Below are 14434 nucleotides of genomic sequence, written 5' to 3' on the forward strand. Positions count from 1 at the left end.
TATAATACACTTTGCATTTAGGACTTATGGGGTAGAATGATACATAGGCCTATTATGTAATGGGGATAGGTCAATAGACCGTATTTATTACTATTGTTACGTGGAGGGAGTAGCAAAATGGTTGTGGCAGTTAACAACACAACGGATAAAGTATTTAAATTCAAAAAAGGGAAATATAATCTTAAAGAAAAGGCTGTTTGGAAATCGAAGACAGCTTTTATCGAAGATACATTAGAAATCATCATCAGCGAGTCAGCGCACCTTGAGGCGGCTGTCTATGCAAAATGTTATTACGATATCCGTTTGAAGCGCAGTGAAATGGAAGACCGCTACGTTATGTCCTATGACGATGCGGTTCGTTATTGGAAAAATTACTGCGATGCCCGGGTTTATCAGATTGCATGAGCCTGTTGGGCCTTGAGGATAAGATTTAGCAGGTAAAAGGGAATGCGAAAATCCCTTTATATTGACATAAAGTATGGAAGCCTCCATAAGTTCGATGGATTCATCTAACTTATGGAGGCTTTTATGAATTTAGCAACGTAGTTTTTACCAATTACAGTTTGTAGGTTCGTGGAACCTTATTCGAATCAGCTCTTCGCCACCGCTAGGGGCAGTGCCAACACTACGCGGGAGATGTTTTTCTAAACGAAATTTTTATCTTTAATTAAGCATCGAAAAAGTTGCAAAACGCGCTTCGCTTGAACGATAGCAATTTTTCGACGAAAAGTGAGGATAAAAATTTCGTTCTTCACGGAAAACATCAAACGCTTCGTTTATGGCACTGCCCCTAGCGGCGGCTGAGTCTGTGGCGAGTTTCGCAGGGCTACCACCTCCGAGGGCGCAGCAATTCGTGCCGGCTCTAACCGAGGCGGCGGGGGCCCCAGTACCATAAGCGTAGCCTTGACGTTCCGCGTGAAGCAAGAAATTTTTGCCTGCGTTCTCGTTGGAAAAGCAGTTTCGTCCAAGCGAAGCGCGTTTAACTGTTTTCCAACTCTTAATTAAAAGGCAAAAATTTCTTGTAGCGGGTTGTCACCGGTGAAGCGTTGGTACTGGGGCCCCCGCCGCCGGCGACTTACCTCGAACACGAACTGGGTATATGCAGTTATTCAGCAAACGAGTTCGACCAGGAACACGGTCAGACAACAGGCGGCGGAGACTTTAAACAGGCTGGCACCATACCAGGAAAGGGCGATGCCCGTAAACAGGGCCAGCAGTCCGGCTAGGGGGACCTGGGTGGCATCCATAATGGCTGGGAAGGTCATGACCGCTAGGGTAACATAGGGGACATAGTAGAGAAAGGAGCGCAGAAAGCGGTTTTTTATCTGCCGGCGGATAAGGGTCAGCGGCAGGATGCGGATGGCCAGGGTGACGGCACTCATTACGAATAAATAGCTGTAGATATCATGCTGCATGATTTTCCTCCTCTTTTTCGTCGGTCAGGTCTTTAACGGGAAAGAATAGGGCGCCGATTCCCGCCAGCAGCAGGGTCAGCAGAATGGTCCGGGTACCCGCCGTGAGCTCTTTTAGTCCCGGCAGGTGGGCGCAGGCAAAACTCATGAGGAAGCTGGATAGAACCAGCAGGCCCACAATGCGGTTGTCCCGGGCGGTGGGGATGATGACCCAGAGGAACATGCCAAAGAGGGCCACGGATAGAGCGCTGACCACCGACGGCGGGAGCAGGTTGCCGGCAACGATCCCCAGGGCGGTGCCCACGGACCAGCCCGGCAGGGCCACGGCCATGGCCCCGTAATTATAGTAGGGATTCAGCGGCCCCTTGCGGGCAATGGTAATGCCAAAAATCTCATCGGTGATATCGAAGCCAACCAGGACGCGATGGAGCAGCGGCGTATTGGCTTCAAATTTCTGGCTGACCACGCAGCTCATGAGCATGTAGCGGGCGTTGGCCACTAGGGTGATAAGGGCCATCTCGAGATAGGGGGCGTCGCTGGCGATGACGGTAAAGGCCGCATATTCTCCGGCAGAGGCGTTGTTGAAGAAGCTGGCCAGAAAGCCCTGGAAGGGGTCGAGGCCAGCGTTTTTGGCAGCGATGCCAAGGGTGAAGGAAACCACGAAGTAGCCCAGTGCAATGGGGATACCATCGTGAAGTCCTTCAAAGAAAACATCCCGGCGGCTTTTGGCAAGCGGTAATGATGTGACAGACATGTAAAGCCCTCTTTCTAAGCATAAGTGTATGCCTACTATTGTATGGCGAAGTTCCTGGTTTGTAAAGATGTAAAGAAAATGAGCAAAAAAAGCCCGATGACGCTGCTATTCGTCATCGGGCTTCTATATCATGGGAAGGGAAATTTAATTCAGGGCCTCTTTAGCATTTTTTTTTGCGTCTTCTTCAGCGAGGTAGCTCTTCGTCTCAGCGACGACTACACCGGAGAGGGCGATGAGGGCAATGAGGTTCGGGATGGCCATGAGGCCGTTGACGATATCGGCGAGAATCCAGATGGCTTCGAGTTTAAGGAAGGCACCGGAAGCAATCAGCGCGATGAAAATCAGACGGTAGGGCATGACACCTTTCGTGCCCATGAGGTAAATGCAGGCGCGTTCGCCGTAATAGTTCCAGCCCAGGATGGTGGTGAAGGCGAAGAGGGCCAGGGCAATCGTCAGCAGCTGGCTGCCAACGAAGCCATAAGCGCTGGCAAAGGCAGCACTGGTCATAGCGGCACCAGCAGCATCACCCTGCCATACTCCCGTGAGAACCAGGGCAAGGCCAGTCATGGTGCAGATGATGATGGTGTCGATAAAGGTACCCGTCATGGAGATGAGACCCTGTTCAGCCGGGTGCTTGGTCTTGGCAGCAGCAGCGGCAATCGGAGCGGAGCCGAGACCGGACTCATTGGAGAATACGCCTCGGGCAATACCATTCTGCATGGCCATCATAATCGTGGAACCGGCAAAACCACCGGCAGCCGCCGTACCCGTGAAGGCACTCTCAAGAATCAGGGAAATAGCAGCCGGAACGGCATCAAGATGCATGACGATGAGGCCGATGCTGATGAGGATGTACATGACAGCCATGAAGGGAATGACCCGGGAAGCAACCTTGGCGATGCTCTGGAGGCCGCCGATGGTGATAGCGGCGATGAGAACCGTCAGCAGGACATCCGTAGCGAGTTTCGGAACGCCAAAGGAAATCTCGAAACTGTCGACAATGGCATTGACCTGCGGGAAGGTACCAATGCCGAGATAGGCCACGAGAATGGTGGCCACGGCGAAGAAAGCAGCCAGGGGCTTGTATTTTTCGCCCATGCCGTTGCGGATGTAGAACATCGGGCCGCCGGCGATTTCGCCTTTTTCATCGACGGAGCGGTATTTGACGGCCAGCAGGCCTTCGGCGTATTTGGTTGCCATGCCGAAGAAAGCTGCCATCCACATCCAGAAGATTGCGCCGGGGCCGCCGACTTTTACGGCTGTGGCGACGCCGACAATGTTACCGGTACCCACCGTAGCTGCCAGGGCAACGCAGAGAGCCTTGAAGCTCGAGACATCACCTTCGCCGTGGTTTTTCGCTTTGAAGATGAGGCCCAGGGCCTTGGGCAGGCGGAAGACCTGCAGCAGGTGCAGGCGGCAAGTCAGATAAATGCCGGTGCCCACCAACAGGGTGATGAGTGGGGGCCCCCACATAAAGGAGTCGATGGCATTAAGTGCTGGGATGAATGATTCCATGAGAATGTCCTCCTTAAGGGAATAAAATAACAGAAGATGTCTCTTGAGAGTATACAATAATATACGAAATTAAGACAATAACTATATTAGCACATCTGTGGACATTTGTCTCGGTTTTTTTATAAAAAAATACGAACTGACCGATTTTATGCGGAAAGTTCGTATTTTTTCGTGTTTTAGACGAATCCTTTTTGGGGGGTTACCCATCGCTGATAATACCAGCCATGCGCAGCAGGTATTGGGCGTTGGTGGTCTGGCAGCGGCCTGGTTTCAGCTTGTAATCGAACTTAATTTTGTTCTCTTCGTAGTATTCCTCGAAATGACAATTTGTTACAGGAATGGCATTGGGGGATTTCAAATCGCAGAGCTCAAAATCGTGGGTGGTGACCAGGGTGATACAATAGGACCGGGTCAGCTGTTTGATGGCTTCCCGGGCGCCGATGATGCGGTCCGCGGAGTTGGTGCCCTTGAATATCTCATCGATACAGATGAGCATGGGCAGCTCCCGGTGGCTGAAGGTCACCATTTGCTTGATACGCAATAATTCCGCGTAGAAGGTGGAGATTCCCTGGGACATATCATCGTTTACTTGAATGGAAGTGAAGATGTGAAGTGGCGTCAGGGAAAAGAAACGGGCGCAGACGGGAGCACCAGCATAGGCGAGGACAACGGCGCCGGCCAGTGTCCGCATATAGGTGGTCTTGCCGCTCATATTGGAGCCAGTGAGGATACAGGTGCCGGCCCCGAAGCTGGCATCATTGGGAACGGCCTTGTCTTCAGCCAGGAGCAGGGAGGTAAGTTCCTGGGCTTCAAGGGATGGCTGGCCGGCTTTTAGTTCCGGGAAGGTCCACTGGCTTCTGGTTTGTCCGACGGTGGCCAGGGAAAGCAGGACTTCGAATTCGGACCAGATGTCAATCCATTCGTGAAGGTTTTCCGCTGCGGTATCATGCCAGTGGGCAAAGCGGGCGGCCATATGGCAGTCCCAGAGAAGCAGGGTGTTCCCCAGCAGGGCGAAAAAGAAGTTGCGGGTGAGGGCCACTGCATCCGTCAATTTGGCCAGTTGGTGCAGGCTTTGGCTGGCTTGGGTGGTTTGCAGCCGCTGCTGCAAGCCAATAAGAGCCGCTGCTTGGAATTTTGCTTGTTCCAGGTCGCGAAAGAGGGCTTCGTAGAAATGAAGCTCATGGGTAAGGTGATTCAAAGGGGCCAGGGTCAACTGGTTGTGCTGATGAAAGACCATGGCCAGTAGGAATTGCAGTCCCAGCAGCAGGCCGGGGATGGTCCAAGTCAGCAGGTCAAAGACTGCCAAAAAGAGGCTTAAAAGGGTGATAAGGGGCAGTATCCAGGCCGTCCGATAGCGGACGATGGCGTGGCTGGCCTGGGAAAGCGGCGCTTCGATTTCCGATAGCAGTTCCGTGGTGTCGTGCCGGTCAGGAAGCTGAGCGGCTTTGGCTAGCAGTTGGAGGCAGAAGTCCTTTCGCTGGATGAGTTCGGCGACGGATTCCTGACGGGCAAGGATTTTGGTACGGCTGGGCGGTGTTGTGACTAGTGCCGCCGCCAGCCGTTTTTTACCCCGCAGGGTGCGAGCGCAGGAAAGGTATTGATAAAAGGAAGCCGGGCCAAAGAGATGCAGGTCGGTGGCTTGGGGATGGTCCTTGGGCTGCAGGGGAGTGCCATCATCGGCAAAGCCCTTCCAGTCACCGTTAAAGCGGCTGAGAAAATCCTTGACCACTTGAATATGGCAAGCGTTAAACTGTTGGTTGGCTTTGATGTGGCTGTGACGGCGAACCAGCAGACAGAAGGATGCCAGCAGAAAACAGCCGGCAATGGTGCCGGCGGTATGGCCGTCGTAACCGGCGGCAAAGGCAAAAATCAGCAGGATAAAAGAGATGGTGCGAAGCGCCGTAAGGCGGCTACTTTGCCGGGACAGCTCCCTGGCTATGGACAGATCTTTTTCCCAAGCTGCGGCAAAGAAGGCATAATTATCGGATGTTGGCTTCAAAATCAATCACCTCACAGGAATTTGTAACAATTTTATTATACCATGATAGAGGGGCTGTAAGATTAACAGCGAATTATTAATGCTGAGATTGTGAAAAAAGAAAGTGAGGATATCGATCATGTTTAACGGTAAAAAATTCCTGATGGCTGTCGGAATGGCTATGGCGGTAGTTCTTGGCGGCTCTGCCGTACAGGCCGCACCCACCGATGCAGCCAAAGAGCAGTTTTGCCAGGAGACCCTGTCTTTAGTGGATTGTGACCAGGGGCAGTTGCTGATGTCGATGGATGCCGATGTGAAGTCGATGATTCATTGTCACTACGAGTCGAAGCTGTATTTTGCGGCCAAGCCGCAATTGGCAGGCAAGGGAACGGTAAAAGTGACAATGGCAGTGCCGAATCAGCCTGTATCATCGATTGAGCGGGATTACTATCTGCAGGAAAAGGACGAGCAGCTTGTGGCCTATTTCCAGACTCCCGATAACAGCTGGGTAAAATCCGCCGTGGCGATGCCGGCCGCCCAGAAGAAATTATATATGGAAAGCAACAAAGAACTGGTTCAGGCATCCCTGGAGACGGTGAAGGCTGTTGAGCTGGGCCAGGCAAATGGCGACAAACAGAGTTATATGGTAACGGTGGATGGCGAAAAGATTCTGCCGTATTTTGCCAAAGTGATGAGCATGGCTGGTGAGGATGGTAACAATATGCTGCCTTTGTTAAAACCCGTTTTGGAAAACATCGGGGATTTTACCTATACGATTGAGATCGATCGGGCTAAGCATATGGTTACCGGTATGCAGGCCGATCTAACGGAGCCCCTGCGCAAGATGGCGCTGGCGTCAATCGATCCGGCTAAATCTACGCCGGAGCAGGTGGCAAAGGCAAAAGAGCTTATAGGTACCAGCACGATGAACCTTGCCATCAAGGCGGTACCCATGGACAAAGTTCCAAACCTGAAGGTGCCGAAGAAGGTAGAGCGCGAGGCGAAGGCAGTTAAGGTCGAGAGGATAAACGGGCAACAGGCTGCCCCAAAAACTGCTGACAGCAAATAATCTGCCAGGTTAGGCAGTCCGGCTGGCGTACCGGACTGCTTTTTTCTTGCATGGAAGAACAGAAAAGGATAAACTGATATTATGGATGCAAACAATGACGGAAGGGCAAGGAAATGAAAGACAACAACACGGAGGCAATGACGCGGCTCCAGCAGAGCATCGACAATATCGAAAAGAGGATGCGCCTTGACTCCAACGACTTGGATTATGAAACCCACCTGCGGCAAAAGCGTCAGCTGCAGCAGATTTTAGACCGTATGAAGGCTAGAAATTCTTAAAATCTCAGCCGTTTTTCAGCTAAGGTGATTATGATATAAACATCAAAAGGTCAAAAGAAAGGATGAACCTAATATGTCGCAACGTATGACAATGGATGAAGTTCTCAAGGAGTATGGCGTTCCCCAGATTAAATTGGATGTTCATGCTACCCGCAGTGAGCTTTTGAAGCTCCGGGAAAAATTGATGGCAATCCGCGATTTATCCAATGGCCGGGAGCAGGGATATCTGGATATTGACTGCAAACTTTATATCGATGTGGATGATATTGACCGCTACTTGTCGGGGGAGCTCGATACAGTCGGGGAGATTTATGCATTCCCTGAGGATATAAAGTCTTACGAAGAAGAATAAGGATTAAAGGAGAGCTATTATATGAAGATGAAGAAAATGGCAGCGGCTGTTATGGCAGGCTTGCTGGTAGCGACAGCAGTACCGGTTGTTACGGCGGTAAGCTTCGATCAGGCATCGGTTGCTTATGCGGCCAAGGGTGGAGCCAAAGTAGGCGGTGGTGCTAAATCAGCCCCGAAGGCTTCGGCACCAAAGGCATCGACGCCTTCGAGCAACAGCAAGTCGGTATCGGGAAATGGCGAAAGCTATAAGCCATCCAAGAATGCCAAGGATTTGGATAAGACGGCACCGGCTGCTAACAGCAAGAGCAATGCCGTGCCGAACAACAATACCCAGAGCGGCAGCCGCTGGGGCAGTGTCATGCGCAATATTGGCCTCTTAGCGGGCGGCATGATGCTGGGTCATCTGCTGTCACAGCTGTTTGGAATGGGCGGCGGCCTGCTGGGAGATATCCTGGGGCTGGTGATGAATGTCATCATGTTCCTGGCTGTCATCATGATTTTGAAATGGCTTTGGAATAAGTTCCGCGGCCGCAAGAACGAGCCGAATGTATATCGTTCCAGCATGCGGGATCTCAATATGCGCCAGGACATCAAAGACGTAACGCCAAAGGCACCGGCAGAGCGCATGGAAATCCGTGATATCCGCGGGCCGGAAGCTGGCTACGATGCCAAAAGCACAGCAGATAAATATCGCAATCGTTAAAAGGAGTAAGGAATTTTGATTAAGGAATCGACAAAACAGGCCGTTTATGAACTCATTCGCCGCTATCCGGCCCTTTCGGTATGTGAGGCGGATTTGCTGGCAGCGGTAGAGGTAATTTGTGAAAGCTATCGCGCTGGTCACAAACTCATCGCTTGCGGCAATGGCGGCAGTGCTTCCGATGCCGAGCATATCGTCGGCGAACTCATGAAGGGCTTTTTGCTGCCCCGCAAACTGGGTAAAGACATGGAAGCGAAGATGCGTGAGGTCTGCCCCAAGGAGGCGGATTACTTTATGGAAAATCTGCAGGGGGCTCTGCCAGCTATGTCCATGGTCAATCAGGTGGCTCTCAACACGGCCTTTGCCAACGACCAGGCGCCGGATCTTTCCTTTGCCCAGCAGCTTCTAGGCATGGGCGATGAAGGGGATGTACTGGTGGCCATCTCCACTTCTGGCAACAGCACGAATGTCATTTACGCCCTGCAGATGGCCAAGGTAAAGGGCGTTAAGACGGTGGCCCTCACGGGCAAGTCTGGCGGCAAGATAAAGAGCCGCAATCTGGCGGATGTCTGCATCTGTGTACCGGATGATGAAACCTTCCGCATTCAGGAACTTCACCTGCCGGTCTATCATATGCTCTGCATTGCAGCCGAAAATGAGTTCTTTGGCGAATAAATGAATCTTGGGGCCTGCTGACACAAAAGTTGGCAGGCCTTTTGTATAGAAAAAATTGCAGTTTGTAGGGTTCGAGAGGGGGCGGGTTCGAAACATTACTCCGGCGGCGAGGGACACAGTACCAACGCTTCACCGGTGACAACCCGCTACAAGAAATTTTTGCCTTTTAATTAAGAATTGGAAAACAGTTAAACGCGCTTCGCTTGAACGAAACTGCTTTTCCAACGAGAACGCCGGCAAAAATTTCTTGCTTCACGCGGAACGTCAAGGCTACGCTTATGGTACTGTGTCCCTCGCCGCCTAGGTTAGAGCCGGCACAAAACTGCCTTCCCCTCTGGGGGCAACGAAGTTGCGGATGTCCGGTGGAAATCCCGGGCGGTGGGCGCTAAGCGCTCGGATGAGGTCCCTTTATACGCATTACGATAAGCATAATAGCTTAAGGTGCTACCTCATCCGCCCCTAGCGGCGGCGAAGAGCTGCTTCGAATAAGGCTCCACTAACCGATAAACTGCAATTTTGTTTCTGGAGAAAAATTAAAATAACAGGAAAATTTGCAATTCATAGGGAATACATATTATCATAGATAGTAACGATGATAGTTATCCTATCTTGATTAATTGCTGAGGGGGCATTTTGATGATTATCCCAGAGAAAAACCTGATGAAACTTGCAAATGGCAGCGATGTTCGCGGTGTCGCTATGGAGGGCGTGGCCGATGAACCGGTGACATTGACTACGGATGCAGCCAATGTCATAACTTCGGGCTTTGTGGAGTTTCTGGCTGAGCGCACGGGAAAAGCCAAGAAGGATTTGCGCATTGCGGTAGGCCGTGACTCCCGCCTGACGGGACATGACCTCAAGCGTGAAGTCTTAAAAGCTTTGACGGCCCATGGTGTCGTCACCGTCGACTGCAGCATGGCATCGACGCCAGCCATGTTCATGTCCACGGTATTCCCGGAGACTCAGATGGACGGTTCCATTATGATTACCGCTAGCCATTTGCCCTATAACCGCAATGGCATGAAATTCTTCACCAAAGACGGTGGCGTGGAACATGAGGATATCATCACGATCCTGCAGAATGCCTCCCGCTACCCGGTTATGGAAGGAGAGCGTTCCAAAGCTCAGCGCTACAACCTCATGGAGCGCTATGGGCATCATCTGCGCAAGAAAATCCGTGAGGCTCTGGGGGGCGAAAATGAACCCCTCAAGGGCATGCATATCGTAGTCGATGCCGGCAACGGTGCCGGCGGCTTCTTTGCGACCCAGGTACTGGGCCGTCTGGGGGCTGATACGACGGGAAGCGCTTTCTTAGAGCCGGATGGTCATTTCCCCAATCATATTCCGAATCCAGAGAATAAGCAGGCCATGGCGGCTATCCGTCAGGCGGTCCTCGACAATCGCGCTGACCTGGGCCTGATTTTCGATACGGACGTTGACCGCATGAGTGCCGTACTCAAAAACGGCAAGGAAATCAGCCGCAACGAGCTCATCGGCATGATGGCGGCCATCCTGGCTCCGGAGTATCCGGGCAGCACGATCATCACCGACTCCGTCACCAGCGATGAACTGACGGAGTTCCTGGAAAAAGACCTGGGCCTCAAGCATCTGCGTTATATGCGCGGCTATAAGAATGTCATCGATGAGTGCATCCGTCAGAACAAGGCGGGAGTGGTATCGCCGCTGGCTATTGAGACTTCCGGCCACGGAGCCCTGTCCGAGAACTACTACCTGGATGATGGCGCTTATCTGGCGGTCAAACTACTGGTGGCGGCTGCCAAAGCCAAAGCTGCAGGCCGCAAGCTGGCAGACCTCGTCAAGAACCTTGGCGCACCCCAGGAGAGCCAGGAGTTCCGTCTCAAAATCAAGGGCGAAGAGGATTTCCGTGCCTATGGCAACGGCGTCTTGAAGACCTTTGAAGAGCGGGCCGAGGCCAAGGGCATCAAGATAGCCAAACCCTCCTATGAAGGCGTGCGGTTGGTATTCCCCAATGGCTGGGCCCTCTTGCGCATGTCCCTGCATGATCCCAACATGCCGCTCAATGTGGAGAGCAGTGAGGAAGGCGGCGTAAAGGAAATCGCCGACCAGGTCAAAGATTTGTTGGAAGGATTCAACAGCCTCGACCTCAGCGTGTTTGCAAAATAAAGAAGATTTAGCTCCGGCCGCCACAGCAGCATTGTGGCGGCCGGCGTTTTTTATTAGTACCTGCTTTCAAGACAGTTTGTTTCTTTTCTGCTATAATGGAGATTGGTTTACTAAGGGCGTTTTGTGAAAAAATACCCTGAGAAAGGATGACAATATGACTCAACATAGAATCACCCCCATGGCGGAGAGCGGCTTGTTGGCAGCGATGACTGTGGTTTTGGCTATGCTTGCTGTTTATTTGCCGGTACTGGGGATGGTGGCGGCACTTATCTGGGCGTTGCCAATTCTGGTACTGGTGGTACGGCATGGTATCCGCTGGGGCATTATGGCAGTATTGGTGTCTGGCGTCTGTATGGCGTTTTTGATTGAACCGATAATGTCCCTGCGCATGGTGCTGGCCTTTGCTCCGGCGGGGCTCCTTTTAGGGATTGGCTTCCGGCGGCATTGGTCCAGTGCCAAGGCCTTTGGTGCTGCCTTTCTGGCCTCGCTGGTCGGCAAGCTGGCGGCCTTGGCTTTGATATTTGCCATTACCGCCGTCAATCCGCTGGCTATGGATATCGATTCCATACGGACATCCTTTGAGGCGGTCTTCCAGATGTATGAAAGCATGGGAATCGATGCGGACAAGCTGGCCAAGGCCCATCAGGAAATGGAGGACAGCCTGATGCTGCTCCAGCTGCTGATGCCGTTGGTGGTTCTGATGATGGGGCTTTCCGATACGGTAGTCAGCTATCTGCTGGGAACCCGGGTGCTTCGGCGGCTGGGAGAATCCGTTGAGGGGCTTCCGCCCTTTGCCGAATGGCGTCTGCCTTCCTTTTTTCTGTATCTGTTCGGTTTTGCCCTGGTTGGCATTTATTGGGGAGGAACGCGGGATATCCAACTGCTCTATCAGATTTCCATCAATGCCAATATGGTGGCAATCTTTGCCGGACTCATCCAGGGCTTGGCACTTACCCATTGTGTTATGCGGCATTATAAGCTGGCAACCGTAGCCCGGATTCTTATTATCGTTATCATTATTACCAGTGGTTTTTTGACCCAGCTGGTAGCCTTGACCGGGCTTTTTGACATGCTTTTTGACTATCGCCGCCGGTTTGCGGCGCGAGGTGAGAAATGAGGTGAGGCGCAATGCCGCGAAATCTTTCAGCCTGGATTGATTTGACTATCCATCTGCTGATTATGCTGGTCCTGATTGGGGTTTTATCTTACTATAACCGTTATATCGCTGCGATTGCGGGGGTGGTGTGGCTGTCTTTGGCTTCCTTTGCCAGAGAGCGCTGTGCCGACCGCTCCAAGCGGTTTGACCGCTATTGCCGTAATGTGGTGCAGAATATCAAGGAAATGGTCAATTATGCGGTGGAGGAGCTGCCCCAGGCGGTTCTGATTGTGACGGAGGATGGGCGCATCCAGTGGACCAATTCCCGGGTTGCCCAGTATATGGGCAGTCAGCCGGAAATGGATACGGATATTAAGGATATCTGGCCAGGTATCATCATTACGCCCATTTGGGGACAGGAAGGGGAATACGTCTTCGCCCATGAGGATAAGTACTTTCAAGTGCGTTATCGTCCGGTGAAGATGGCGCCTCATCAGCAACAGCTGATGTCCCTTTATGTGCAGGATGTCACGACCCACGAAACCCTGCGCTCTACCTATCAGCAGAGCCGTACCGTTCTGGTTTACATCCAGATTGATAATTACGATGAAGTCATGCAGGGCCAGACCGAGGCAGAGCGCACGGCACTGCTGCTGGCGGTCAATCAGGCCTTGGATAAGTGGATGAAGAATCTAGGCGGTTTTATGCGCCGGGTTTCCGATGACCTTTATCTGGTGGTTTTAAACCGAGAGGGGTTGGATTTGGCCATCAGTGAACGCTTCGATGTCTTAGACAAGGTTCGCCAGCTGCAGAGCAGCAACCGTCTGCCGGTTACCCTCTCCATGGGTGTGGCCGTAGCAGACAACCAGACCATGGCTGAACTCGGTGCCCAGGCGCAGGCTGGCCTCGACTTGGCTTTGGGCCGTGGTGGCGACCAGGTGGCGGTGGATATTGGCGGCAAGACTCAGTTCTTTGGCGGCCGGACCAAGGCCGTGGAAAAGCACACCCGTGTCAAGGCCCGGGTGGTTGCCCATGCCATCCGTGAAATCATGGAAGGGGCCGATGAGGTTTTCATCATGGGTCACCACAACGAGGACTTCGACTGCTTCGGCGCGGCCATGGGGATGGCCAAAATGGCGCGGCAGCTGGAAAAGCCGGTTCACATCGTGTTGTCGGAGATGAATGAGGGCATTGATAAGTTTGCTGATTTGCTCCAGGGCAAGGAGGAGTACGAAGGCATCTTCGTGCGTGCTGACGACCTCACCACCATGACGGCCCTCAATCCGGTGCTCATTGTGGTGGATACCCATATCCCCCATTTGGTGGCGGATTCGTCCCTGTTAGAGCGCATACCTCAGGTGGTGGTCATCGACCATCATCGTCGCAGCGAACACTTTATTAAAAATCCGCTGCTGGTCTACATTGAGCCCGCAGCCAGCTCCACCAGTGAATTGGTGACGGAGCTTTTGATGTATTTCAGTGATGATTTGATGCTTTCCCGGCTTGATGCGACGGCACTTTATTCCGGTATCGTGGTGGATACGAAGAATTTTGCCGTTCAGACTGGCGTGCGTACCTTTGATGCGGCGGCTTATCTTCGCCGCAGTGGTGCTGACCCGGTTATGGTTCGCCATTTGTTCCGTTCCGATTACGATACGACGGTGGCCTTGGCTCGGACTAAGGCTCGGTCGGAACTCTATGAAGGGGGCCTCATCGTCTCCTGCATTCCCGAGGAACTGAACAACATTCAGGTCATTGCGGCCCAGGCAGCAGATTCGCTGCTGCGCATTGAAAATGTCCGCATGAGCATTGTGGTGTTCCGCCTGCCCAATAATACGGTGGGCATCAGTGCCCGTTCCACCGGTGACATGAATGTACAGGTCATCATGGAGGCCTTTGGCGGCGGCGGCCATCAGAATGTGGCTGGTGCCCAGGTCAAAGACGGCGACATTGAGGAAATCAAGGCCAAGGTAATTGAAATCAGTAAGAACTATATAGAGGAGAATGATCAAGATGAAAGTAATCCTTCAGCAGGACGTTAAAAAACTGGGTAAAAAAGGCGATATCGTCGAGGTATCGGAAGGCTATGGCCGCAACTTCCTGCTGCCGAAAAAGGCAGCAGTGCTGGCCACGGCGGAAAATATGAATGTAGCTAAGGCTCAGGCTGGCTCCAAAGCCCGCAAAGACGCCATGGCCACGGACGAGGCAAAACTCATGGCTGCCCAGCTCGAAAAGGTTTCCGTAACGATTCCCGTTAAAATCGGCGAGGGCGGCAAGCTCTTCGGCTCGGTAACGGGCAAGGATGTTGCAGCAGCTCTTAAACAGTCCAACATCGATATCGACAAGCGCAAAATCGCCATCCAGGGTGAAGTGACGGGCGAAGGCGTTTATGAGGCTGTTATAAAGGTTCATCCTTCCATTACGAGCAAAATCAAGATTAACGTGGTTGCTGGCTGATTGT

14 protein-coding genes are annotated in these 14434 nt (G+C 52.4%); 10 read left to right on the forward strand and 4 right to left on the reverse strand.

What is annotated here, in order from left to right:
- The first annotated feature begins 117 nt into the window (after positions 1-117).
- Positions 118-405, forward strand: coding sequence for a hypothetical protein (locus tag BLQ36_RS12095; protein ID WP_074515828.1), 288 nt, complete (start codon positions 118-120; stop codon positions 403-405).
- 704 nt (positions 406-1109) lie between these two features.
- Here the strand turns inward: BLQ36_RS12095 and BLQ36_RS12100 are convergent.
- The 4 genes from BLQ36_RS12100 to BLQ36_RS12115 form a co-directional block, all read right to left on the reverse strand.
- Positions 1110-1415 carry an AzlD domain-containing protein gene (locus BLQ36_RS12100; RefSeq protein WP_074515829.1) on the reverse strand — a complete coding sequence of 102 codons (306 nt, stop codon included), beginning with the start codon at positions 1413-1415 and terminating at the stop codon, positions 1110-1112.
- Complete coding sequence (locus BLQ36_RS12105) at positions 1405-2166, reverse strand: AzlC family ABC transporter permease (protein ID WP_074515830.1); 762 nt, start codon at positions 2164-2166, stop codon at positions 1405-1407. The genes BLQ36_RS12100 and BLQ36_RS12105 overlap by 11 nt, the downstream gene beginning before the upstream one ends.
- Positions 2167-2310: 144 nt before the next feature.
- Positions 2311-3681 (reverse strand): alanine/glycine:cation symporter family protein, encoded by a 1371-nt coding sequence (locus BLQ36_RS12110; protein WP_074515831.1) that lies wholly within the window; start codon positions 3679-3681, stop codon positions 2311-2313.
- A 199-nt stretch (positions 3682-3880) separates the two neighbouring features.
- Positions 3881-5680 carry a MutS-related protein gene (locus tag BLQ36_RS12115; protein WP_074515832.1) on the reverse strand — a complete coding sequence of 600 codons (1800 nt, stop codon included), beginning with the start codon at positions 5678-5680 and terminating at the stop codon, positions 3881-3883.
- A 118-nt stretch (positions 5681-5798) separates the two neighbouring features.
- Here BLQ36_RS12115 and BLQ36_RS12120 point away from each other — a divergent pair, with 118 nt between their 5' ends.
- The 9 genes from BLQ36_RS12120 (at position 5799) to rplI (ending at position 14430) form a co-directional block, all read left to right on the forward strand.
- A complete protein-coding gene (locus tag BLQ36_RS12120) occupies positions 5799-6728 on the forward strand; it encodes a hypothetical protein (RefSeq protein ID WP_074515833.1) in 930 nt (309 codons plus the stop codon).
- Between the two features lie 113 nt (positions 6729-6841).
- Entirely contained in the window at positions 6842-7006 is a 165-nt protein-coding gene (locus BLQ36_RS12125; protein WP_074515834.1) for an aminoglycoside phosphotransferase, read from the forward strand.
- A gap of 73 nt (positions 7007-7079) precedes the next feature.
- Positions 7080-7358: a hypothetical protein gene (locus tag BLQ36_RS12130; RefSeq protein ID WP_074515835.1), complete on the forward strand. Its 279-nt coding sequence runs from the start codon at positions 7080-7082 to the stop codon at positions 7356-7358.
- 21 nt (positions 7359-7379) lie between these two features.
- Complete coding sequence (locus BLQ36_RS12135) at positions 7380-8060, forward strand: hypothetical protein (protein WP_074515836.1); 681 nt, start codon at positions 7380-7382, stop codon at positions 8058-8060.
- Between the two features lie 15 nt (positions 8061-8075).
- Complete coding sequence (locus BLQ36_RS12140) at positions 8076-8732, forward strand: D-sedoheptulose-7-phosphate isomerase (protein ID WP_074515837.1); 657 nt, start codon at positions 8076-8078, stop codon at positions 8730-8732.
- Positions 8733-9368: 636 nt separating this feature from the next.
- Positions 9369-10877 (forward strand): phosphomannomutase/phosphoglucomutase, encoded by a 1509-nt coding sequence (locus tag BLQ36_RS12145; protein ID WP_074515838.1) that lies wholly within the window; start codon positions 9369-9371, stop codon positions 10875-10877.
- A 154-nt stretch (positions 10878-11031) separates the two neighbouring features.
- Positions 11032-11994 (forward strand): YybS family protein, encoded by a 963-nt coding sequence (locus BLQ36_RS12150; RefSeq protein ID WP_074515839.1) that lies wholly within the window; start codon positions 11032-11034, stop codon positions 11992-11994.
- 11 nt (positions 11995-12005) lie between these two features.
- Positions 12006-14015 (forward strand): DHH family phosphoesterase, encoded by a 2010-nt coding sequence (locus tag BLQ36_RS12155; RefSeq protein ID WP_074515840.1) that lies wholly within the window; start codon positions 12006-12008, stop codon positions 14013-14015.
- Positions 13987-14430 carry a 50S ribosomal protein L9 gene (gene rplI / locus BLQ36_RS12160; RefSeq protein WP_074515841.1) on the forward strand — a complete coding sequence of 148 codons (444 nt, stop codon included), beginning with the start codon at positions 13987-13989 and terminating at the stop codon, positions 14428-14430. The genes BLQ36_RS12155 and rplI overlap by 29 nt, the downstream gene beginning before the upstream one ends.
- Positions 14431-14434: the final 4 nt, after the last annotated feature.

It is taken from the genome of Selenomonas sp. WCT3, assembly GCA_900100835.1.
In the GTDB taxonomy this organism is placed as follows: domain Bacteria; phylum Bacillota; class Negativicutes; order Selenomonadales; family Selenomonadaceae; genus Selenomonas_A; species Selenomonas_A ruminantium_E.

What these genes read in the sequence shown, in the direction of transcription:
- BLQ36_RS12100 (WP_074515829.1), bottom strand. Translation starts at nt 1,415, where the DNA reads ATGCAGCATGATATCTACAGCTATTTATTCGTAATGAGTGCCGTCACC.
- BLQ36_RS12120 (WP_074515833.1), top strand. Translation starts at nt 5,799, where the DNA reads ATGTTTAACGGTAAAAAATTCCTGATGGCTGTCGGAATGGCTATGGCG.
- BLQ36_RS12150 (WP_074515839.1), top strand. Translation starts at nt 11,032, where the DNA reads ATGACTCAACATAGAATCACCCCCATGGCGGAGAGCGGCTTGTTGGCA.
- BLQ36_RS12110 (WP_074515831.1), bottom strand. Translation starts at nt 3,681, where the DNA reads ATGGAATCATTCATCCCAGCACTTAATGCCATCGACTCCTTTATGTGG.
- BLQ36_RS12155 (WP_074515840.1), top strand. Translation starts at nt 12,006, where the DNA reads ATGCCGCGAAATCTTTCAGCCTGGATTGATTTGACTATCCATCTGCTG.
- BLQ36_RS12125 (WP_074515834.1), top strand. Translation starts at nt 6,842, where the DNA reads ATGAAAGACAACAACACGGAGGCAATGACGCGGCTCCAGCAGAGCATC.
- BLQ36_RS12145 (WP_074515838.1), top strand. Translation starts at nt 9,369, where the DNA reads ATGATTATCCCAGAGAAAAACCTGATGAAACTTGCAAATGGCAGCGAT.
- BLQ36_RS12095 (WP_074515828.1), top strand. Translation starts at nt 118, where the DNA reads ATGGTTGTGGCAGTTAACAACACAACGGATAAAGTATTTAAATTCAAA.
- BLQ36_RS12135 (WP_074515836.1), top strand. Translation starts at nt 7,380, where the DNA reads ATGAAGATGAAGAAAATGGCAGCGGCTGTTATGGCAGGCTTGCTGGTA.
- rplI (WP_074515841.1), top strand. Translation starts at nt 13,987, where the DNA reads ATGAAAGTAATCCTTCAGCAGGACGTTAAAAAACTGGGTAAAAAAGGC.
- BLQ36_RS12105 (WP_074515830.1), bottom strand. Translation starts at nt 2,166, where the DNA reads ATGTCTGTCACATCATTACCGCTTGCCAAAAGCCGCCGGGATGTTTTC.
- BLQ36_RS12130 (WP_074515835.1), top strand. Translation starts at nt 7,080, where the DNA reads ATGTCGCAACGTATGACAATGGATGAAGTTCTCAAGGAGTATGGCGTT.